At 70.5% G+C, this 21,145-nt stretch carries 19 protein-coding genes; 16 read left to right on the top strand and 3 right to left on the bottom strand.

Going from position 1 to position 21,145, the window contains the following annotated elements:
* Positions 1 to 126 precede the first annotated feature (126 nt).
* The 9 genes from ABZV31_RS33330 to ABZV31_RS33370 all read left to right on the top strand — a co-directional run bounded on the left by ABZV31_RS33330 (position 127) and on the right by ABZV31_RS33370 (position 7,966).
* Positions 127 to 771: an HAD family hydrolase gene (locus ABZV31_RS33330; RefSeq protein ID WP_355900599.1), complete on the top strand. Its 645-nt coding sequence runs from the start codon at positions 127 to 129 to the stop codon at positions 769 to 771.
* Between the two features lie 93 nt (positions 772 to 864).
* A complete protein-coding gene (locus ABZV31_RS33335; protein WP_355900600.1) occupies positions 865 to 1,590 on the top strand; it encodes a VC0807 family protein in 726 nt (241 codons plus the stop codon).
* A 76-nt stretch (positions 1,591 to 1,666) separates the two neighbouring features.
* On the top strand, positions 1,667 to 2,899 hold the full coding sequence (locus ABZV31_RS33340; protein ID WP_355900601.1) for an MFS transporter: 1,233 nt from the start codon (positions 1,667 to 1,669) through the stop codon (positions 2,897 to 2,899).
* Positions 2,850 to 4,025 (top strand): acetoin utilization protein AcuC, encoded by a 1,176-nt coding sequence (locus ABZV31_RS33345; RefSeq protein ID WP_355900602.1) that lies wholly within the window; start codon positions 2,850 to 2,852, stop codon positions 4,023 to 4,025. The genes ABZV31_RS33340 and ABZV31_RS33345 overlap by 50 nt, the downstream gene beginning before the upstream one ends.
* A 121-nt stretch (positions 4,026 to 4,146) precedes the next feature.
* Positions 4,147 to 4,962, top strand: coding sequence for a phosphatase (locus tag ABZV31_RS33350; protein WP_355900603.1), 816 nt, complete (start codon positions 4,147 to 4,149; stop codon positions 4,960 to 4,962).
* Positions 4,963 to 5,091: 129 nt separating this feature from the next.
* Entirely contained in the window at positions 5,092 to 5,304 is a 213-nt protein-coding gene (locus ABZV31_RS33355) for a helix-turn-helix domain-containing protein (protein WP_004984898.1), read from the top strand.
* A 156-nt stretch (positions 5,305 to 5,460) separates the two neighbouring features.
* A complete protein-coding gene (locus ABZV31_RS33360) occupies positions 5,461 to 5,559 on the top strand; it encodes an AURKAIP1/COX24 domain-containing protein (RefSeq protein WP_003948845.1) in 99 nt (32 codons plus the stop codon).
* Positions 5,560 to 5,834: 275 nt separating this feature from the next.
* Entirely contained in the window at positions 5,835 to 6,896 is a 1,062-nt protein-coding gene (locus tag ABZV31_RS33365) for an NAD-dependent epimerase/dehydratase family protein (protein WP_355900604.1), read from the top strand.
* Positions 6,897 to 6,910: 14 nt separating this feature from the next.
* Positions 6,911 to 7,966, top strand: coding sequence for a lysophospholipid acyltransferase family protein (locus ABZV31_RS33370; protein ID WP_355900605.1), 1,056 nt, complete (start codon positions 6,911 to 6,913; stop codon positions 7,964 to 7,966).
* A 110-nt stretch (positions 7,967 to 8,076) separates the two neighbouring features.
* Here the strand turns inward: ABZV31_RS33370 and ABZV31_RS33375 are convergent, their stop codons facing one another.
* From ABZV31_RS33375 to ABZV31_RS33385, 3 genes are all read right to left on the bottom strand, one after another.
* On the bottom strand, positions 8,077 to 9,321 hold the full coding sequence (locus tag ABZV31_RS33375; protein WP_355900606.1) for a DUF5667 domain-containing protein: 1,245 nt from the start codon (positions 9,319 to 9,321) through the stop codon (positions 8,077 to 8,079).
* 234 nt (positions 9,322 to 9,555) lie between these two features.
* On the bottom strand, positions 9,556 to 10,380 hold the full coding sequence (locus ABZV31_RS33380) for an ECF subfamily RNA polymerase sigma factor, BldN family (protein ID WP_355900607.1): 825 nt from the start codon (positions 10,378 to 10,380) through the stop codon (positions 9,556 to 9,558).
* A gap of 487 nt (positions 10,381 to 10,867) precedes the next feature.
* Positions 10,868 to 11,803 (bottom strand): HAD-IB family hydrolase, encoded by a 936-nt coding sequence (locus ABZV31_RS33385; RefSeq protein ID WP_355900608.1) that lies wholly within the window; start codon positions 11,801 to 11,803, stop codon positions 10,868 to 10,870.
* A 186-nt stretch (positions 11,804 to 11,989) separates the two neighbouring features.
* On the opposite strand from ABZV31_RS33385, the gene ABZV31_RS33390 reads away from it, so the two are divergent.
* From ABZV31_RS33390 to ABZV31_RS33420, 7 genes are all read left to right on the top strand, one after another.
* On the top strand, positions 11,990 to 12,274 hold the full coding sequence (locus ABZV31_RS33390; RefSeq protein ID WP_355900609.1) for a glutaredoxin family protein: 285 nt from the start codon (positions 11,990 to 11,992) through the stop codon (positions 12,272 to 12,274).
* A gap of 288 nt (positions 12,275 to 12,562) precedes the next feature.
* Positions 12,563 to 13,378, top strand: coding sequence for a redox-sensing transcriptional repressor Rex (locus ABZV31_RS33395; protein WP_355900610.1), 816 nt, complete (start codon positions 12,563 to 12,565; stop codon positions 13,376 to 13,378).
* Positions 13,375 to 15,147, top strand: coding sequence for a glutamyl-tRNA reductase (locus tag ABZV31_RS33400; protein ID WP_355900611.1), 1,773 nt, complete (start codon positions 13,375 to 13,377; stop codon positions 15,145 to 15,147). The genes ABZV31_RS33395 and ABZV31_RS33400 overlap by 4 nt, the downstream gene beginning before the upstream one ends.
* Positions 15,144 to 16,115: a hydroxymethylbilane synthase gene (hemC, locus tag ABZV31_RS33405; protein ID WP_355900612.1), complete on the top strand. Its 972-nt coding sequence runs from the start codon at positions 15,144 to 15,146 to the stop codon at positions 16,113 to 16,115. The genes ABZV31_RS33400 and hemC overlap by 4 nt, the downstream gene beginning before the upstream one ends.
* Entirely contained in the window at positions 16,112 to 17,818 is a 1,707-nt protein-coding gene (locus ABZV31_RS33410) for a uroporphyrinogen-III synthase (protein WP_355900613.1), read from the top strand. The genes hemC and ABZV31_RS33410 overlap by 4 nt, the downstream gene beginning before the upstream one ends.
* A 411-nt stretch (positions 17,819 to 18,229) precedes the next feature.
* Entirely contained in the window at positions 18,230 to 18,913 is a 684-nt protein-coding gene (locus tag ABZV31_RS33415; protein WP_355900614.1) for a hypothetical protein, read from the top strand.
* A gap of 7 nt (positions 18,914 to 18,920) precedes the next feature.
* Positions 18,921 to 21,110, top strand: coding sequence for an N-6 DNA methylase (locus ABZV31_RS33420; RefSeq protein WP_355900615.1), 2,190 nt, complete (start codon positions 18,921 to 18,923; stop codon positions 21,108 to 21,110).
* Positions 21,111 to 21,145: the final 35 nt, after the last annotated feature.

Here is a 21,145-nt window from a genome sequence, read left to right on the forward strand (position 1 = left end):
CTAAGCCTTACAGCGCCGATGGTACTGCAGGGGGGACTCTGTGGGAGAGTAGGACGCCGCCGAACAAATCTTGAGAAAACCCCCGTGCCATTGGGTACGGGGGTTTTCTGCGTTTAGGGTCGAGTCATGCGCTACGACCTCGTCATCTTCGACAACGACGGCGTTCTCGTCGACAGCGAGCCCATCTCCAATCGGCTTCTCGCCGCCTATCTCACCGAGCTGGGGCACCCCACCTCGTACGAGGACTCCATACGCGACTACATGGGGTCGGCGATGCACCGGATCCACGACCTCATCCTTGAGCGCACGGGGAAGCGGCTGCCGGACGACTTCGACGACGTCTTCCACACCCGCGTCTTCGCCGCATTCCAGCAGGAGTTGAAGCCGGTGGCGGGCGTCGTCGACGTACTGGAGAAGCTGGCCGCGGATGGGACGCCGTACTGTGTCGCGTCGTCGGGCAGCCATGAGCGGATCCGGGTGGGGCATCGGACGACCGGGTTGGACCGGTGGTTCGACGAGACGCGGATTTTCAGTTCGCAGGACGTGGGGCGGGGGAAGCCGGCGCCGGACCTGTTCCTGTACGCCGCCGAGCGAATGGGTGTCGCGCCGGAGCGGTGCGTCGTCGTCGAGGACTCTCCGTTGGGCGTACAGGCCGCCGTCGCGGCCGGGATGGACGTGTACGGGTTCAGCGCCATGACGCCCGCGGACCGGCTCGCGGGGGCCACCCAACTCTTTTCCCACATGGGAGAGTTGACTGACCTGCTGGTGTGACCCGGGCCATCGGCACGGCACTGACATTTGTCATGCGGAGCTCCGGACGATCGTTTCTACTGGCGGACCCCTCTTGGCGGCGAAGCTGAGGGCATGACGACGAACACGGTCTCCCAGGGTCGGAGCAACGGCCAGAGCATGCGTGCCAACTTCGCGCCGCTGTTCGTGGACGTGGCGGTGCCGCTCGGCTCGTACTACCTGCTCAAGGACGGGTTCGGGATGAGCACCTTCGCGGCGCTCGCCTGGAGCAGCGTGGTGCCGGCCGTGCGGACCGTGTGGAGCGCGGTCAGGGAGCGGCAGACCAACGGACTCGCCCTGCTCATCCTCGTCGTGAACGTCGTCGGGCTGCTGCTCAGCTTCGTCTCCGGCGATCCGCGGCTGATGCTCGTCAAGGACAGCGCGGTCAGCAGCACGGTCGGGATCGGCATCCTGGTCTCCGTGGCGCTCGGGAAGCCGATGATGACCGCGGCCGTCAAGCCCTTCCTGGTGAAGGGCGACGCGACCAAGGAGGCCGCCTGGCAGCGGCTCCAGTCCGGGTCCGGGTCCGCCTCCGGGGCGGCGGCCTTCCGGAGGGCGGAGCGGGTCTTCTCGGTCGTCTGGGGCGTGGTGCTGGTCGGCGAGTGCGTCGCGCGGATCGTGGGCGCCTACACCCTGCCGGTGGACACCATGGTCTGGCTCGGCTCGGTCTTCATGATCGGCGCGATGGTGCTCGGTTTCCTGGTCAGCGGTGGTCTCGCCTCCGTGCCCATGGAGCGCCTGCTCGCAGCCGAGGTGAAGGCGGCCGGGTCCGCGGAACGCGAGCTCGTCCTCGCCCGGTAAAGCCCGCTGAAACTGAGCCGAATTCACCTTTGGCTGGATCTACCCACGGGTAGCCCGGGGCCCTACGCTCGCCGCCATGACTGATGTGCTGCGGCGCGGCAGGGCCTCGTTGGCGTTCAGCTTCTTCGCCCAGGGCGCCGCCTTCGCGCAGCTCGTGACGCGCATCCCGGCCATCCAGGACCGTTACGGGGTCTCGGACGCGCTGCTGCCCGCCTTCCTGGCCGCCGTCCCGATCCTCGCCGGGGTCGGCAGTGTGACGACCGAGCAGCTGGTGAAGCGAGTACGGCCCAGCCGGCTGCTGCGCTGGTCCCAGCCGGTCGTGCTCCTGGCGTTGCTCGGTGTCGGGGCCGGCGACCGGGTCGCCGGGCTGGGTGCCGCGCTCGCCGCCTTCGGGCTGGCTGTCGGTGCGCTGGACGCGTCGATGAACATGCTCGGGGTGAGCCTGCAGCGGACGTACGGCCGCAGCATCATGCTCAGCTTCCACGCCGCCTACAGCCTGGGCGGGATCGTGGGCGCCTCGCTGGCCTGGGTGGGGGCGCACTGGCATCTGGCGCTGTTCGTGTCGTATCTGCCGGTCGTGCTGGTGCTGCTGCCGGCGACGTTTGTGGGGAGCCGGTGGTACGTGGACGGCGATGCCACCACCGCCGTACCCGACCGGGAGGCGGGCGAGACCGGGACCGTCGTCTTCAAGCTGCTGCTGCCGCTGTGCCTGGTGATGACGTTCGCCTACATCGGGGACTCGACCGTCTCCAACTGGAGCGCGAAGTACCTCCAGGACGTGCTGGGCAGCTCCGAGCAGCTGGCGACCGTGCCGTACAACGTCTACATGGTGACCACGCTGCTGGGGCGGGCCATCGGTGACTTCGGGGTACGGCGGTTCGGGGCCGCGGCCGTGGTACGGCTGGGCGCGCTGGTGGCGGCGCTGGGGTTCGCGGTGGTGGCCGGGGCGCCGGAGGCGTGGGCCGGGATGCTCGGGTTCACTCTGCTGGGGCTGGGGCTGTGTGTGCTGGTGCCGCAGACCTTCGCGGCGGCCGGGCGGCACGCTTTTGAAAATTACGGCCCGGGGGCGTCGGACGCGGCCATCGCGCGGCTCAACATCTTCAACTACGTGGGGTTTCTGGTCGGCTCCCCGTTGGTGGGGGCGCTCGGCGACGCCTGGAGCTATCGCGGGGCGATGCTGGTGCCGATGGCGTTGGTGCTGGTGACGTTGGTGTACGCCCGTTCGTTCGCTCCTCAACCGGACCGATACGGTGGCGGTCATGAGCGGCCGCGCACAGCTGATGTGGGACGAGGCGGTAACGGGCTATGACTTCGGCCCGGACCATCCGATGGATCCGGTCCGGCTGGCCCTGACCTGGAAACTGGTCGGCGCCTTCGGGCTCGACCGCGAGGCGCACGTGGTCGCGGCCAAGCCGGCCGGGGAGTCGACGCTGCGGCTCGTCCACCGGGAGGACTACATCGAGGCGGTGAAGGCCGCGTCGGCGGATCCGGGGTCGGCGAACGGGTCGTCGTACGGGCTGGGGACGCTGGACGATCCCGCGTTCGCCGGGATGCACGAGGTGTCCGCGCTGATCGCCGGACAGTCGGTGGGGGCGGCGGAGGCCGTGTGGCACGGGGACGCGCTGCACGCGGTGAACTTCGCGGGTGGGCTGCACCATGCGATGCCGGGGTCGGCGTCGGGGTTCTGCGTCTACAACGACGCCGCGCTGGCGATCGCGCGGCTGCTGGAGCTCGGCGCGGAGCGGGTCGCCTATGTCGACGTCGACGTGCACCACGGGGACGGGGTGCAGGCGGCGTTCTGGGAGGATCCGCGGGTGCTGACGATCTCGCTGCACGAGCATCCCCGGACGCTGTTCCCGCAGACGGGGTGGCCGGGGGAGACGGGGGCCGAGTCCGCGGAGGGGTCGGCCGTGAACGTGGCGCTGCCGGCGGGGACCGCGGACGCGGGGTGGCTGCGGGCCTTCCATGCCGTGGTGCCGGAGCTGATCGCCGACTTCCGGCCGCAGGTGCTGGTGACGCAGCACGGGGCCGACACGCACTTCGAGGACCCGCTCGCGCACCTGGCGGTGTCGTTGGACGCACAGCGGGCGGTGCAGGTGGCCTGCCACGACCTGGCGCACGAGTACGCCGACGGGCGGTGGGTCGCGCTGGGCGGGGGCGGTTACGCGGTGGTGGAGGTCGTACCGCGGTCCTGGACGCATCTGGTGGCCATCGCGGCGGGGCGGCCGGTGGAGCCGGAGACGGTGATCCCCGAGAGCTGGCGACAGGAAGTGTTCGCGCGGACACGGGAGTTGGCGCCGCTGCGGATGACGGACGGGCGGTGGCCGGTGTCCTGGGCCGAGTGGGAGGCGGGGTACGACCCGGCCGACCGGTTGGACCAGGCGATCCTGGACACCCGGCGGGCGGTGTTTCCGTTGCGGGGGCTGTTGGCGTAGGGCTGTTGGCGTAGGGCTGTTGGCGCAGGGTGGGTGAGGAGCTCAGCAGGCCTTAGGCCAACTGTGCGGTGTTCCCGTGTTTTCGTGACGCCTTGGGCCCCCGTCCGCCACCATCGCTCCCGTGTTGAGCACCGCAGCCCTGCGCGCCCATCTGGTGGCCGCTCGTCTGGCTGGGACCGTGGCCACCTCGCGGGAGGTGAGCCTGCGCAGTTATCGGCTGTTCGCGGCTCGCGACCCCCGCGTGCTGATCGGGATCGATCCCGAACAGGCGTGGGGACAGCGGGATTTGATCGAACTGATGGCGGAGAAATGTGGAGTGTCGGCCGACCCATGGCACATCTCTGGCCATGATGTGATTGATCCGGAGCTGACTCTGGCCGCTCTGGACGCCTTCGCGGAGCGGCTCGCCGCAGCCGCCCAGCGCGGCACCCCTGTGCTGCTCGGCACCGGCCACCCGCACCGGCTGCTCGGTTTCTACGCCGCCTTGGCCGACGCGCTGTCGGCGGCGGGATGTACCGTCCTCACCCCGGCGCAGGGTCGCTGTGTCGACATAACGACCCGGTTCGGTCTACGCACGTACAACCTCGACTACGTACGAGGAGTCGCGCTGGTGCGGCCACCCGGCGAGCCTCGCCCCGGTTGTGAGCCCGGCGCACACACGCATTCACCGCTCCCGGTTCGCCTCGCCCTGGCCGCGGCCGCAGACGCCGGCGGCCCGCTGCCCGAGCTGGTGATCGGGGACCACGGGTGGGTCTGCGGAGCAGGTCAGCTGGGGTTCGAGGCGATGGGGCTGGCCGATACGGACGACCCCGCGCTCTTCGTCGGTGAGGCAGAGGGGCGCGTGTCCGTCGTCGTTCCACTTGATGACGCCGTGCGGCCCGATTACTACCGCCCGCTTACCCGCTACGTACTCAATCGAGCGTGTCTGTCACAGTAGGCCGCCGATGGGTGCACCTCTTCCCCACTCGCATCACCCGCCCCTAGTCTGGGGAGTGAGCACGCAGCGACGAAGAGTCACCGGAAGGGGAAGCCGGTGGCCGTCGAGTGCGGAAGGTTCAGGTGTGTCATGGCTGCAGCTGGCGAGAGGCCTCTGAACGAGGTTCAGTTCCTCACCGTGGCGGAAGTCGCCTCGGTGATGCGAGTGTCGAAGATGACCGTGTACCGGCTGGTGCACAGCGGTCATCTGCCCGCGATCCGGGTGGGACGGTCGTTCCGCGTCCCGGAGCAAGCGGTTCACGAGTACCTTCGCGAGAGCTACGTGGGGGTGGAAACCGCCTGACGACGACGCCGGGGGATCCGTCCAGGGCACTTCCGGATCCCCTCGGTACCCCTCGATTACGACCTCGGCGCTCGGGCGGGTAGGCTAGCCCCTCGTAGGTCGTGTGGGCCCATGGCGCCCAAACAACCGAGTTATGAGAAGTGAGCGAGGGTAGTCGTGGGCTCTGTTATCAAGAAGCGGCGCAAGCGGATGGCCAAGAAGAAGCACCGCAAGCTGCTCAAGCGCACCCGCGTCCAGCGTCGCAACAAGAAGTAGTGACGCCAGTCGCTACGAGGTACGCGACATCGCGAGAGCGCGTCTGTGGCCCCCCACCACACCCGGTGGGGGGCCACATGCTTGTCCGGCCCCCCACCGGGTGTCGTGTCCCGTCGTACGAACCCTGGCGACGGATGGCGTGGTGTGTTCGTACGTACGTGCGTGTCGTTACTTCGTGCATCGGGCGGTCATCACAGCGCAACATCTACCCGATAGGTTGGCCGTACACGGGGGAACGCGGCGGGATACCAGGTGCTGGAAGGAAGGCGCTGATCTTGGGACAGGTCGTGCTCGTGACCGGAGTGGCCCGTCAGCTCGCGGGCCGGTTCGTACGACGGATCCAGCGTGACCCACAGGTGGACCGGGTCGTCGCGGTGGACGCGGTGCGGCCCGAGCACCATCTGGGCGGTGCCGACTTCATCCAGGCGGACATCCGGCAGGCCACCATCGCGCGCGTGCTCGCCGAGGCGTCCGCCGACACGGTCGTCCACATGGACGTGACGGGCACCCCGCTGGGCAGCGGCAGTCGGGCCACCGTCAAGGAGACCAACGTCATCGGCACCATGCAGCTGCTCGGTGCCTGCCAGAAGTCCCCGAGCGTCAAGCGGCTGGTGGTGAAGTCCAGCACCAACGTCTACGGGTCGGCGCCCCGGGACCCGGCCGTGTTCACCGAGACCATGCCGCCCAAGTCCCTGCCCAGTGGCGGCTTCGCCAAGGACACGGTCGAGGTCGAGGGGTACGTACGGGGCTTCGCGCGGCGGCGGCCGGACGTCGCCGTGTGCGTGCTCAGGTTCGCCAACATCCTCGGGCCGGCCGCGGACTCGCCGCTCGCCTCGTACTTCTCGCTGCCCGTCCTGCCGACGGTGTTCGGCTACGACCCGCGGCTGCAGTTCGTGCACGAGGACGACGTGATCGAGGTGCTGCGGATCGCCTCGCAGGAGCCGCGCCGTGGCACGCTCAACAGCGGAACCTTCAACATCGCCGGCGACGGGGTGCTGCTGCTCTCCCAGTGCTCGCGGCGGCTCGGCCGCCCCACGGTGCCGCTGCTGCTGCCCGCGGTCACCTGGGCGGGCTCGCTGATGCGTACCCTGGGCATGACGGACTTCTCACCCGAGCAGATCCGGCTGCTCACCCACGGCCGGGTCGTGGCGACGGACCAGATGCGCGAGACGCTGGGCTTCGCACCGAAGTACACCACCGCGGAGACCTTCGCGGACTTCGCCCGCAGCCGCGGCCCCGGACTCCTGCCGCCGGAGGCCCTTGCGGGGGCCGTCGACCGGATCGCCGCGCTGTCCCTCAGGGGCAGCGGCCACCTCCCGACGCAGAGCGCCAACTGAGGAGCGCAGCAACGATGGCGGACGCCAAGGTCATTCCGTTCGACGACGACCGGTCCCGCGGGAGCGCCGTACAGCGGTCGCCGCGGCGCCGGAGCACGGGGAGCCAGCGCAGTCCCGGCGGCGAGCCCGCGGTGGTCCGTGAGGTCCAGCCCCTGCATACCAGGGCACCCGTGCAGGATGATGTTCCCGTGACCCGTGAGGAAGAGCCGCTTGCCAAGCCGCAGGGCGACGGCGGGCTGGAACGGCGCATCGCGAGCGGCCTGGCGTTCCTGCGCCGCCGCCTCACCGGGGACTACGAGGTCGACGACTTCGGTTACGACGCCGAGCTCACCGACCAGGTCCTGATGTCCCTGCTGCGCCCGCTGTACGAGAAGTACTTCCGGGTCGATGTGAAGGGCGTCGAGAACGTCCCGAAGGAGGGCGGCGCCCTGATCGTCGCCAACCACTCCGGCACGCTGCCGCTGGACGGCCTGATGATGCAGGTCGCCATCCACGACCACCATCCGGCCGGCCGCCACCTGCGGCTGCTCGCGGCCGACCTGGTCTTCGTGCTGCCGGTGGTCAACGAACTCGCCCGCAAGCTGGGCCACACCCTCGCCTGTGCCGAGGACGCCGAGCGGCTCCTGGGACAGGGCGAACTGGTCGGGGTCATGCCGGAGGGCTTCAAGGGCATCGGCAAGCCCTTCAGCGAGCGCTACAAGCTCCAGCGCTTCGGCCGTGGCGGCTTCGTCTCCACCGCCCTGCGCCACGGCACTCCGATCATCCCCTGCTCGATCGTCGGGGCCGAGGAGATCTACCCGATGATCGGCAACGCCAAGACCCTCGCGCGCCTGCTGGGCTTCCCGTACTTCCCGCTCACGCCCACCTTCCCGTGGCTGGGCCCGCTGGGCGCCATCCCGCTGCCGACGAAGTGGACGATCCAGTTCGGCGAGCCGATCCCGACGGACGGCTATCCGCCGGAGGCGGCCGAGGACCCGATGCTGATGTTCAACCTGACCGACCAGGTCCGCGAGCAGATCCAGCACACGCTGTACAAGCTGCTGGTGCAGCGCCGCTCGGTCTTCTTCTGACCTCCTGCTGGTCGGTCCTACGGCCCTTTTCCGCGGTACGACGACGGGGGCGCCCCTGGTGAGAGGGGCGCCCCCCGTCGTCGTAGGCCTAGTTCTGGCCTAGTTCTGGCCTAGTTCGTGTTCTCCCCGTTGATGCCGAGGCCGGGCAGCAGGCCCGGGAGCAGCGGCGGGATCGTCACGTCCGCCCCGCTGGAGGGCGGCTTGCTCGTGGACGGCGAGGCGCTGCCGCTGGCCTTCGGAGGGTCGAGCAGGCCGCCGGTGCTGCCGCCGATCAGCCCGCCACCCTCGTTGCCGGAGCCGGCCGATGTGCTGGGGCTGCCGCTGCCGGAGTGGTGGCTGCCGGAGGTGGAGCCGCTGCCGGTGCTGGGCTGGGCGGAGCGGCCGGAGCCGGAGGAGCTGCCGGGCGACGCCGGGTCGGAGCCGTGCCGCTTGCCGTTGCCGCCGCCCTGGGCCGGGGGCTGGGGAAGCAGCGACTGCAGCGGGGCGACCTCTTCGTCTATGGCGTCGAACACCGACGAGACCTGGTCACTGACGTCACCGAGTTGCAGGGGCAGCCTGTCGCGCAGCGCGCCCCAGGCCTCCCGGTGGGACCGGGAGAAGGTGGAGAGGGCCTGGATGGGCCCCAGGGACTCGGGGTCGCGCTCGTACGCCTCGTGCAGCAGGCGGTGGCCCTCGGAGGCGTCGTGCTGCATGCCGGACAGGGTACGGCGGATCTCGCCGACGGACTCGTGGTCGAGGTCGCCGCCGCGGCCCTGCTCCAGGAGCCGGCGGGCCTCGCTCAGGCGGGTGGAGGCCTGGTCGAGGTAGGCCTGGCCCTGCTCGTCGGCGCCGTCGGTCAGGTAGTTGAGCTTGAAGTCCTCGATGCCGCGCTTGAGGCCGTACAGCGAGTCACCGGGCAGGGCGTCGGAGCTGGCAGCGGCCACTCCGCCGAAGGCTCCCGCGGCCACACCGACGCCTAGCCCGCCGACGGCCAGGCCCTTGGTCAGCCGCGTGCGCGGTCGCAGCTTCCTCAGGGGACTCGCCCGGTGGGCGCCCCGGGCCCGATGGGAACGCTGCTCGGGCACCGAACGGTCCGCCGCCTCGCGTCCCGCGGTGTCCTCCTGCAGCATGGCCTCCATCGCGGCCATCAGTTGCGCCCGCTGGACGGCCTTGACCTCGGGATCCAGCTCTGGCCGGGGCAGCGCGCCGAGACCGGTGGCGAGGGCCAACAGACGGCCCTGCTCGGTCTGTGCCGCAGCAGCCGGGGCCGGTGCCGGTCCTTCGGACTGCTCGGCCGCCGTGCCCTGGTCGGACAGCTCCTCCAGGGCCTGGGCGAAGGCGTTCGCCCGCCGGTGCGCCGATACGTTCGCGATCACTGGCGGCACCTCCTCTCGTCATGACGGTCGACTCCCCAGGGGGCCTTAGGGTTGCACGCCCACGACCGCTTCCGCACGATCGAGTGATCGGGGTCGGCCAGGACGTGACCACAGGGAGCCTGTATCCCGCACAACGAGCGGCTTGGCACTTGGGTTACGGACGACGGATGATCAGGTCAGGAAGTCAACGGGCTTTGACTGACCGTGAGTTGGGCGTCGCTGAGCGTGTGCGGGTCAGCGCGCGTCGTCCGGGAGCAGCCGGGCGAGAGTGCGCACGGCCCGGTACTGGAGGGTCTTGATGGCGCCCTCGTTCTTGCCCATCACACGGGCCGTCTCCGCGACGGAGAGGCCCTGCAGGAAGCGGAGCGTCACGCACTCCTGCTGCTGGGGGTTGAGCCGCCGTACGGCGTCGAGCAGGGCGGCGTTGGACAGGGACTCCAGCACGGAGTCCTCGGGCGACCGCTCGACCTCGTTGGCGTCGAGCATCTCACCGGTGGTGACCTCGAGCCGGAAGCGGCTCGACTTGAAGTGGTCCGCGACGAGGTTGCGGGCGATGGTGACCAGCCAGGCGCCGAAGTCACGCCCCTGCCAGGTGAAGGTACCGATCCGCCGCAGGGCGCGCAGAAAGGTCTCGCTGGTGAGGTCCTCGGCGGTCGCCTTACCCCCCACCCGGTAGTAGATGTACCGGTACACGGTGTCGCTGTACTGGTCGTAGAGGCGGCCGAAGGCGTCGGCTTCGCCGGCCTGGGCGCGCTCCACGAGGTCCATCATCCGGGCGCTGTCGCTGTCCGCGGCCGGACGGCGGGCGGTGGCCGCGGCGGGCGGGCGCCCTCGTCTGCCGACCGCCCGCCCGTCACCCGACCGCCGCCCCTCGACGACGGCGCTGCGCGCCGGCACCTGCTCCACACCGTCGGCCAGCGCGTAGCACGGGCCTAGGGGTGCGGCGGTGGCGAATGCGGGGCCGGCGTACGCGGTGGGGACGAGGCCGCGCAACAGGTCCAGGACCGTTGCGCGGAGCGTAGCCAGGCCCGAGGCGTCAACCCCGACGTGTGGGTACACGGGACTCCCAGAGGCAGAGCTTCCATCACGTGCAGTGCGGAACCGTTCACCCGTCGTAGCGACGAAGGGGTACCGGTTTGCGTCTGAGGAACAATAACGCTTCGTACAGGCACTGCTACACCCAGTTGCTCAAATCATCGATTACGTCGCTTCCGTAACCGATTGACGCTCAATCAAGCGTCGCAGAGTGACCACTTGTTGATCGATCCAGTCCGGATTTCGAGTGGGTCGGGGATGTGTTGTGGCGGTGTACGGCCAAGGGGAACGTATGGGTGCCTCGCAGCGCCCCGCGTACTTCGTCCTAGCCAAGAAGGCAACGGTGGCAGCGGGCAGTCGTACGCCCGTCCGGCGGCGGGCTCGACGCACCACCACGGCCCCGGCTCCACGGCGCACCCGTGGGTGCCCGGCTTTACGGCGCACCCGTGGGTGCCCCGCCCCGCGGCGCACCCGTAGGTGCGCGGGTCCAACCGCCGCCAACAGGCGTGCGTTACCGGCGACGCCGGTGCAGTGCGATTGCCGCCGCCGTGCCACCGGCAACGGCGCCGACGCCTGCCGCAGCCGGGATGCCGACCTTCGCGGCCTTGCGCCCCGTCCGGTAGTCGCGCAGGCGCCAGTCCATGGCGCGGGCGTGCCGGCGGAGCTTGGCGTCGGGGTTGATGGCGTAGGGGTGCCCCACCAGCGACAGCATGGGGATGTCGTTGTGCGAGTCGCTGTACGCGGCGCAGCGGGACAGGTCCAGCCCCTCCGCCGCCGCCAGCGCACGCACCGCCTCCGCCTTGGCCGGCCCGTGCAGCGGCTCGCCGACCAGTCGGCCCGTGTAGACGCCGTCGACCGATTCGGCCACCGTGCCCAGCGCTCCGGTCAGCCCCAGCCGGCGCGCAATCACCTGCGCGATCTCCACCGGCGCCGCCGTCACGAGCCACACCTTCTGGCCCGCGTCCAGGTGTGCCTGCGCCAGCGCCCGCGTGCCCGGCCAGATCCGCTCGGCCATGTACTCGTCGTAGATCTCCTCGCCGATCGACTTCAGCTCCGAGACCCGGTGCCCCTTCACGATCGACAGCGCCGAGTCGCGCGCGTCCTGCATGTGCTCGGGATCCTCGACCCCGGCCAGCCGGAACCACGCCTGCTGCCAGGCGAACTTGGCGAGGTCACGCGTCTCGAAGAACTTCCGCTTGTACAGGCCCCGGCCGAAGTGGAACAGCGCGGCGCCCTGCATCACGGTGTTGTCCAGGTCGAAGAAGGCGGCGGCCTTGTCGTCCCCGTGTACCGGGAACTCCGGTTCCTCCTCCGAGGACGCCGGCACGTCCTGGCCCTGCTGTTCCTGCGAGGACTTGCGCGCTGCCTCCGCCGAGGCCTCGCCTGCCAACACGCTCCGCGCCGTGGCGGAGCGCCTACGGGGAGTGAGCCATCCGAGAGCGGCCATGGCGTGAGCATAGCCAGTTGTTCGGTGGTTCCCGGAGTCGCGAGGTTGGAAGGCTGTGAACTCTCCGCGACCGTATCGTTAAGGAAGTCGTGCGCTCGGCGCGTCGGCGCGCGCAGGCCGGGCAGGCCGGGCTCTCGCGTCGCAGGTCGCGCGGGCGGGGTTCCCTGCGCCCGCAGCGGCGCGAGAATGGCCGACATGAGTCCCATCTTCCGTCGTAAGCCCCCCGCCCCCCAGGACCGGCTCGTCACCCTCATCCGCAAGCCCGGCTGTCATCTGTGCGACGACGCCCAGCTCGTCGTGGAGAAGGTGTGCGCCGACCTGGGCGTCCCCTGGGAGCAGAAGGACATCACCCAGGATCCGGAACTGCACGACCAGTACTGGGAGCAGATCCCCGTCGTCCTCGTCGACGGCGCCCAGCACACCTTCTGGCGCGTGAACGAGGACCGGCTGCGCAAGGCGCTCACCGACTGACCGAGTAGTCCAACTGGCCGGAAAGTCGCTTAGGATCGATGGCGCGTTGGTCTCGGGGGCGGGGATCGTAGAGGAGAGTGTGCGGCTTTGCCCCCAACTAGGAAGGAACGCTGGTGCCGGTGCGCCGGTTCCATACGGATGCGCCGGGGGCGCGTGACCCCGGTCACGTTGGCCGGGCAAATCGGACACCATCTTTGTGCACGCGTTCACAAAGACATAGCCTGCTTTCGACGGGGCGGTCTGGGGACGTGTGACCGCCTGCAGCCCCGCTCAACCCGCAGGAGCACCGTGGCAACTGGCCGTACTCACCGACCGGCGACCCGTAGCCGAGGGATTCCCGAGGCCACCGTCGCCAGGCTTCCGCTGTACCTCCGAGCCCTGACCGCGCTGTCGGAGCGCTCGGTACCCACGGTTTCCTCCGAGGAGCTGGCCGCCGCGGCGGGGGTCAACTCCGCCAAGCTGCGCAAGGACTTCTCCTACCTCGGCTCCTACGGGACCCGGGGCGTCGGCTACGACGTCGAGTATCTCGTGTACCAGATCTCCCGCGAACTGGGCCTGACCCAGGACTGGCCGGTTGTGATCGTCGGTATCGGTAACCTCGGCGCCGCCCTCGCCAACTACGGCGGTTTCGCCTCCCGCGGCTTCCGGGTCGCCGCCCTCATTGACGCCGACCCCGCGATGACCGGGAAGCCCGTCGCCGGCATCCCCGTCCAGCACACCGAAAACCTGGAGAAGATCATCCAGGACAACGGCGTCTCGATTGGCGTGATTGCGACCCCCGCGGGCGCGGCCCAGCAGGTTGCCGACCGGCTCGTGGCCGCCGGTGTCACCTCCATCCTGAACTTCGCGCCAACCGTGCTGAACGTCCCGGACGGCGTCGACGTGCGCAAGGTCGACCTCTCCATCGAGCTGCAGATCCTCGCCTTCCACGAGCAGCGCAAGGCCGGCGAGGAGGCCGCCACCGACGGCGCGCTGCCGACCGCCGCCACCGACGGCGCGCTGCCGACCGCCGCCACCGACGGCGCGCTGCCGACCGCCGCCACCCGCAAGGAGTCCGCCGACCAGGGGCCCGACGGGGACGTCCCCGCCGTGATGCCGGCATGAGTCTCCTCGTCGTCGGACTGAGCCACCGCAGCGCCCCGGTCAGCGTCCTGGAGCGGGTCTCGCTGAACGCGGACGCCCAGATCAAGCTGCTGCAGGACACCGTCGCCGCCGAACCGGCCACCGAGGCCGCCGTGCTGGCCACCTGCAACCGCATCGAGCTGTACGCCGACGTGGACAAGTTCCACGCCGGTGTCGCCGAGCTGTCCACGCTGCTCGCCCAGCACGGCGGGGTCGGCCTGGAGGAGCTCACCCCCTACCTGTACGTGCACTACGAGGACCGGGCCGTCCACCACCTGTTCTCCGTGGCCTGCGGCCTGGACTCGATGGTCGTCGGCGAGGGCCAGATCCTCGGCCAGATAAAGGACTCCCTGGCCAAGGCCCAGGAACTGCACACCGCCGGACGGCTGCTGAACGACCTGTTCCAGCAGGCGCTGCGGGTCGGCAAGCGCGCCCACTCCGAGACCGGCATCGACCGCGCCGGGCAGTCCCTGGTCACCTTCGGCCTGGAGCAGCTGTCCGCGGGCGCGGACGTCCTGGAGTGGGCCCGGGGCAAGAAGGCCCTGGTGATAGGCGCCGGCTCGATGTCCTCGCTGGCCGCGGCCACGCTCGCGCGCGCCGGGGTCGCCGAGATCGTCGTCGCCAACCGTACCTACGACCGCGCCGAGCGCCTCGCGCAGATCCTCACCGAGGGCGATGACACGGACGTGCTGGCCCGCGCGGTCCCGATGGACGCGGTGCCGGTCGAGCTGACACGTGCCGACGTCGCCGTCTCCTGTACCGGCGCGACGGGCGTCGTCCTGACGGCCGAGTCCATCGCCGCCGCGGTGGAGGGCCGGACCGGCGAGCCCGCCGCGGAACTCGACGGCGACCGTCGCAGCGAGGGCGCCGGGGACCGCCGTACGGCGGCGAAGACCGACATACGCGACACCCCGCTGCCGCCCACCAGCGTCGGCGCCGAAGAGGGCTGGCCGCTCGACCTGTCCGCCGTGCAGCCCGGCTTCTCCCTGATGGGCGAGTCCGCCGTCGCCGGTATGGACGCGGCGACCCTGGAGCAGCACGCCACCTGGGTCGACAACGGCACCGTCGACCGTCGCGACGGCGGCACCTCCCGCGCCGTCAAGGCAGTGGGGGAGGCCCGCCGCAGCGTCGAGGTCGACGCCGAGCTGATCGCCGCGCTCGCCGCGACCGTGGCCACCGTCGGCCGGATCCCCGAGCGCCGGAAGCCCGAGCCGGTCGCCGAGATCCCGCGGCCCGAGCCGGTCCTCTTCGTCCTCGACCTCGCCATGCCCCGCGACGTCGACGCGGCCGTGCACCGGCTGGCCGGGGTCCGCCTGGTGGACATCGAGTCCCTCGCCGAGGCCTCCGCGGACGCGCCGATGGCGGCCGACGTCGACCAGGTGCGGCGCATCGTCTCCGACGAGGTCGCGGCCTTCGGGGCGGCCCAGCGGGCGGCGCACATCACGCCCACCGTCGTCGCCCTGCGCAGCATGGCCGCCGATGTCGTCGCCAGCGAGATCGCCCGCCTGGAGGGGCGGCTGCCCGGCCTCGACGACAAGCACCGGGCGGAGATCACCCAGACCGTGCGGCGCGTCGTCGACAAGCTGCTGCACGCGCCGACCGTACGGGTCAAGCAGCTCGCGGCCGAGCCCGGCGGCGCCGGGTACGCGGACGCGCTGCGCACCCTGTTCGACCTCGGCCCCGGGACGGTGGCCTCCGTCTCCCGCGCCGAGGACAGCACCGAGAACGCCAAGAACCGAGGGCCAGCATGAGTACCAAGGCACTGAGGCTCGGGACCAGGCGCAGCAAGCTCGCCATGGCCCAGTCCGGGCAGGTCGCGGACGCCGTGAGCCAGGTGACCGGACGGCCCGTCGAGCTCGTCGAGATCACCACCTACGGCGACACCTCCCGCGAGCACCTCGCCCAGATCGGTGGCACGGGAGTGTTCGTCACGGCGCTGCGCGACGCGCTGCTGAGGGGTGAGGTCGACTTCGCGGTTCATTCGCTGAAGGACCTGCCCACCGCGCAGCCCGAGGACCTGGTCCTGGCCGCCGTACCGGTACGCGAGGACCCGCGCGACGTGATCGTCGCCCGGGACGCCCTCAAGTTCACCGACCTGCCCCGCGGTGCCCGCATCGGCACGGGTTCGCCGCGCCGCATGGCGCAGCTGAACGCGTACGCGCGCAGCCACGGGCTGGACATCGAGACGGTCCCGATCCGGGGGAACGTCGACACGCGGATAGGTTTCGTGCGCAGCGGCGAACTCGATGCCGTCGTGCTGGCCGCCGCCGGACTGAACCGGATCGGCCGCATCGACGAGGCGACCGACTTCCTGTCGGTCGACACGGTTTTGCCCGCCCCCGGCCAGGGGGCCCTGGCGATCGAATGCAGGGCGGGGAACACCGCCCAAGACGCTGCGCTGATCGCCGCGCTCGCCGAGCTCGACGACCCGTTCACGCGGGCCGCCGTCACGGCCGAGCGGTCACTGCTCGCCGCCCTGGAGGCCGGTTGCAGCGCCCCTGTGGGCGCGCTGGCCGACCTGTTGGCCGACGGGCAGATTGTCAAGGAAATGCGCCTGCGGGGCGTCGTCGGCACGACCGACGGCACCACGCTGGTGCAGCTGTCCACCACCGGTCCCGTGCCCCGGACGTACGACCAGGCAATGACGCTCGGTCGCGAACTCGCCACCGAGATGCTTGCCCAGGGCGCGGCCGGTCTGATGGGGGAGCGAGCACATTGAGCCCCACCACCCTTCCCGCCGGTCCGGAACACGGGCACGTCACCTTCCTGGGTGCCGGACCCGGAGATCCGGGACTGCTGACACTGCGCGCCGTCGAGGCGCTGGCGAACGCGGACGTCCTCGTTGCCGAGCACGAGGTGCTCGAGGTCGTACGCAAGCACGCCAGGCAGGGCGTCGCCGTCGTGCACACGGACGCGGATCCTTCGTCGGACCCGGTTCCGGGCACGGGCACGCCTCAACTAATGGTCGTTGACGGCACGTCAACAACCGCTGCTGTCCCCGCTGTGCGGGATGCCGCACATCTTGTCATGGAGGCTGCGCGGGGCGGCAGGCGGGTCGTCCGTGCGGTGTCCGGGGACCCCGGACTGGATGCGTACGCCGCCGAGGAAATGCTCGCCTGCGCCGCCGCGGGCGTGCCCTTCGAGGTCGTCCCCGGCATCGCGACCGCCGTCGGCGTGCCCGCGTACGCCGGTGTGCCGCTGCGTGACGCCCACGGCACCGACGTGCGGTTCGTGGACGCCCGTACCGCCTCCGACCGCTGCTGGACCGAGGTCGGCGCCTCCGACGGCACGGTCGTCGTGTCGACCACGCTGGATTCGGTCGCCGCGGCGGCCGGTGAGCTGGTGGCGGCCGGCCGCAAGCCGGACACCCCGCTGACGGTCACGATCGCCGGTACGACCACGCGTCAGCGGACGTGGACCGCCACCCTCGGCACGATCGCGCAGACGCTGAAGCAGGCGAAGGTGCTGCCCTCCCCGGAGGGCGGCCGACCGGTGATAGCCGTGGTCGGTGAGCGTTCCGCCGCCGCGCAGCGCGACCAGCTGTCGTGGTTCGAGTCCAAGCCGCTGTTCGGCTGGAAGGTGCTCGTGCCGCGCACGAAGGAGCAGGCGGCGTCGCTCTCCGACCAGCTGCGGTCCTACGGGGCCGTGCCGCACGAGGTGCCGACGATCGCCGTCGAACCGCCGCGGACGCCCCAGCAGATGGAGCGGGCGGTCAAGGGCCTGGTGACCGGCCGGTACGAGTGGATCGCGTTCACCTCGGTCAACGCGGTCAAGGCCGTCCGGGAGAAGTTCGAGGAGTACGGGCTCGACGCGCGCGCCTTCGCCGGCATCAAGGTCGCCGCGGTCGGCGAGCAGACGGCCAAGGCGCTCATCGCCTTCGGCGTGAAGCCGGACCTGGTTCCGTCGGGTGAGCAGTCCGCTGCGGGCCTGCTGGAGGACTGGCCGCCGTACGACCCCGTCTTCGACCCGATCGACCGGGTGTTCCTGCCGCGGGCGGACATTGCCACGGAGACTCTGGTCGCCGGGCTCATCGAGCTGGGCTGGGAGGTCGACGACGTCACGGCCTACCGGACCGTCCGCGCCTCGCCGCCCCCGGCGGAGACCCGCGAGGCGATCAAGGGCGGCGGCTTCGACGCGGTGCTGTTCACCTCGTCGTCGACCGTGCGGAACCTGGTCGGCATCGCCGGCAAGCCGCACAACGTGACGGTGATCGCGTGCATCGGCCCGGCGACCGCGAAGACCGCCGAGGAGCACGGCCTGCGGGTCGACGTCATGGCTCCGGAACCGTCGGTCCACAAGCTGGCGGAGGCGCTGGCCGACTTCGGGCGGAGGCGGCGGGTTGCGGCGCTTGAGGCCGGGGATCCGGTGACGCGGCCGAGTGAGCGGCGTCCGGGGGCGCGGCGGCGTCGGTCGACGACGTAGCCACGCTCCGCGGTCTGCCATGAGGTACGCCTCGCACGCCCCGCCGTCCCGTGCAGGAGACGGCGGGGCGTTCCTGTGGGCGCGGACAGGCGGAGGAATCTGGGTTTTCAGACGTACATCCGTTGCCAAGAACTCTTGAGAAGGGGGCTTCTCGGAACTGTCAATCTTGACGCCGTTGACCACGTGTCGCAGGGACTACTACTGTGGTTCGTGGGCGCCGCAGTCGAGGTGATGCCGGCTCAACCAACCCTGCCCTAGAGGCAGTTGTGCCCCCGAGTCCGCCTGAACTGGGCGGGCGGACTCGGGGGCGAACAACCAGGCTCTGCCCTGGGCTGTGTGCGATGCGGTGACAGGACTCCAAGGCTTACGACGACGACACTATCACGCGGTGTCGTAGCGCGAAAGAGAGCGATGATGACACAGGGTGAGGACGCGCGCTTAATCGAGGCCATCTCCGCCGAGAGGTTCCAGCCCTTCCTGGACGAGTGCGGAGGCGACCAGGCACGGGCCATGCGCCTGTACGCCTGGGATTCGGAGGTGGCGCGCGCCCTGCAGAGCCCGCTGCGCGACCTGGAAGTAAGCCTGCGGAACAGGGTTCACCGGCAGCTCGGAGGCCGATACGGCCAGCCGGACTGGTGGAACGTACGGCGCGCCGAGCCCAACTGGTACGGGCGGGAGGAGATCCAGGCCGCGGAGGAGAAGCTGGCCAGGCGCAGGCGTACCTACGAGGCATGTGACGTAGTGGCTCAGCTGTCATTCGGTTTCTGGATCAGTTTGCTCGGCAAGGGGGGACGAGGCGGCAACTACGAGATGAAGTACTGGAACCCCTCACTCAGGCACCTCTTCCGTGAGCACCGCGGCGGTCGGGAAGCCCTGCACGGGCAGTTCGACCGCATGCGCACCCTGCGCAACCGCATCGCGCACCAGGAGCGCATCTTTCACCGGCACCTCGACCAGGACTTCCGTACGGCGGTCGCCTTGCTGCGCCACCTGTCCGCCCCGATGGCTGAGCGGCACGAGAAGCACAGTCAGGTGCCCGAGGTACTGGCCCGCAGGAGTGGTGTGCTGTCCGGGCGTGAGCCGGTGAGGTTGTGAGAGGGCGATGAAGCAAACGTCGACGGACGGAGCGCGTTCACCGTCATCGCTGGTTTCGCTGGGCGAAATCAAGGAGCTCGCCGAGGTCGGCCGGCCCACCGTCAGCAACTGGCGGCGCAGGTTCGCCAAGGACGTCCTTCAGGCGAGCGGCGACCGGCGCCTGCCGTTCCCCGACCCCGTGGGGGGCAGCGACAGCAGGCCTCTCTTCGACGCCGAGGACGTGGCGTCCTGGCTGGACCTACGGCCGATCCCGGACGCGGAGCCCGGCAAGGACGGCGCCATCCCCACCTACGGTGACCGGTTCCGGCGTGGGTTGCGGCTGCGCGGGCTGGTGGCACTGCGCCACGAGCTGGGATCCGCGGACCGGCTCATCGTCGACGCGCTCGCCGTCTGCGCCATGGCGGGCGAGGGCGGTGACTGGCACCCGGAGGCCCTGCCGGGGCAACTGCTGGAGGACGCGGAGAACGCGGATCCCCGCGTTGCCCGCGCCGTGCGGGAGCTCGTCGAGGAACTCGGCTCGACGGGTGCTGCCGCCGACACCGTGCTGCGTCTGGCCGAGCGGCTGGAGTCGGACCTGACGATGGACACGACGCCACCCGCGGTGGCGGAGCTGATCAGCACGCTGGCCGGTCCGGTGGGACTCGTGTCATCCGGTCCGGACCACCCGTCGGTGATCAACCTGTGCGCTGGCGTCGGTGAGCTGTTGTTCGCCCTCGACAGCATCCGCGGACGCGGGGGCATCGTCGCGGTGGAGCCCGATTCGCTGCGCCGCAAACTCCTCCTCTACCGGCTCTTCGCGCACTACTGCACAGCCGTGGACATCTGCGCCCGCGCCGAGGAACTCGACACGCTGCGTCCCTGGGAGCAGCGTGAGTTCGACCTGGATCCGGAACACCCCTGGGGAATCCCGTCCGCCGATCTCGTCCTTGCCGATCCGCCCTACGCCGCCGGGGAGCGGGAGCTCGACGAGGGCGGGCCGCTCGGCTGGGCCCTTGAGGCCGTGAACCGGTTGAACCCCGGCGGCCGTGGCCTTGTCGTCGTACCGTCCTGGACCCTGAGCCGGCCACGCGGCACGATGCCGACACCGAGTGCGCGGATGCGCGAGGAGCTGCTGAGCCGCGACGCGGTGACAGCGATCATCCAACTGCCGCGCCGGATCCACCCGTTCCGCACGGGCGCGGAGCACGCGCTGCTCGTGCTGCGCAGTGACGCGGCACCGGAGGACCAGGGCAGGGTGCTGCTGGTCGACGCCGACCGGATCGCCCGTCGTGTCGGCGGTACATGGACGACGTACGTCGCCGAGGTGCTGGACACCGGACGGTCGCCGGTGGACGAGGAGGCCGGGTACTTTCCTGTGTCTGCCGCCGGACCGAGGGCAGAAGCCCTTCTCGACGGTCGCTCGGTTCTGCCGGCGCACCGGCTTGCCTCGAAGGAACAGGGCCTCGACCATTTCTCGGCGACGCTGGACGCGCGACGTGAGGTGGCCGTCGTTCTGCCCCAGCTGAAGGAGTGGATCGGCAATCTCGGGGTCGCCAGGCGTCCCGCGAACGGTGAGGTGGCGCACCGCAAGGTCGGTGAGTACCTGAGGGCCGGCCAGCTCAGGCTGCTGGCCGGGCACCGCATCCGCGAGTCGGACATCGGGGACGCCGGCCTGATGGTCGTCGGCCGGGAGGAGATGCTCGGGGCGCTGCCCCTCGGGCAGCGTCGGATCGCTCTGGAGGACCTCGCTCAGTACCCGCAGGCGGTGACGACCGAGCGGGGAGATGTCTTCCTGCTCACCGAGCACGGGGTACGCACACGCGTGGACGACGCGGGCGGATGCGTACTGCTGGCACCGGTTCAGGGACTGCGGATCGTGGCGTACCGGAAGTACCTGACGGAACTTGCCGGACAGAGGCAGATGCGCCCCGAGGACCTGTGGATGCGCCCGCAACCACTGGCCCAGCTGCTCGCCGCCCCACGCAACCAGCAGCGCGGCAGCGGTTCCCTGGTGCGCAGGGTGAGCGTGCGGGACATGGACCTGCCAGAACTCCCGCCTGAGGAGATCGCCGAGCTGGAGGCCATCCTGGCCGAGACGGGCCGGCAGCGCGCGGAAGTGCGGCGGCAACTGGAGGCGCTGGACACCCTTGCCCGGCGGCTGGCGGCGGGTGTGGCGGACGGAGACCTGGCGCTGCGCCGCAGACCCGCCAGCGGTTGAGCGCAATGATCAGCAGGGCGATGAGCAGTACGGCA

It is taken from the genome of Streptomyces sp. NPDC005202 (assembly GCF_040608235.1).
GTDB lineage: Bacteria > Actinomycetota > Actinomycetes > Streptomycetales > Streptomycetaceae > Streptomyces.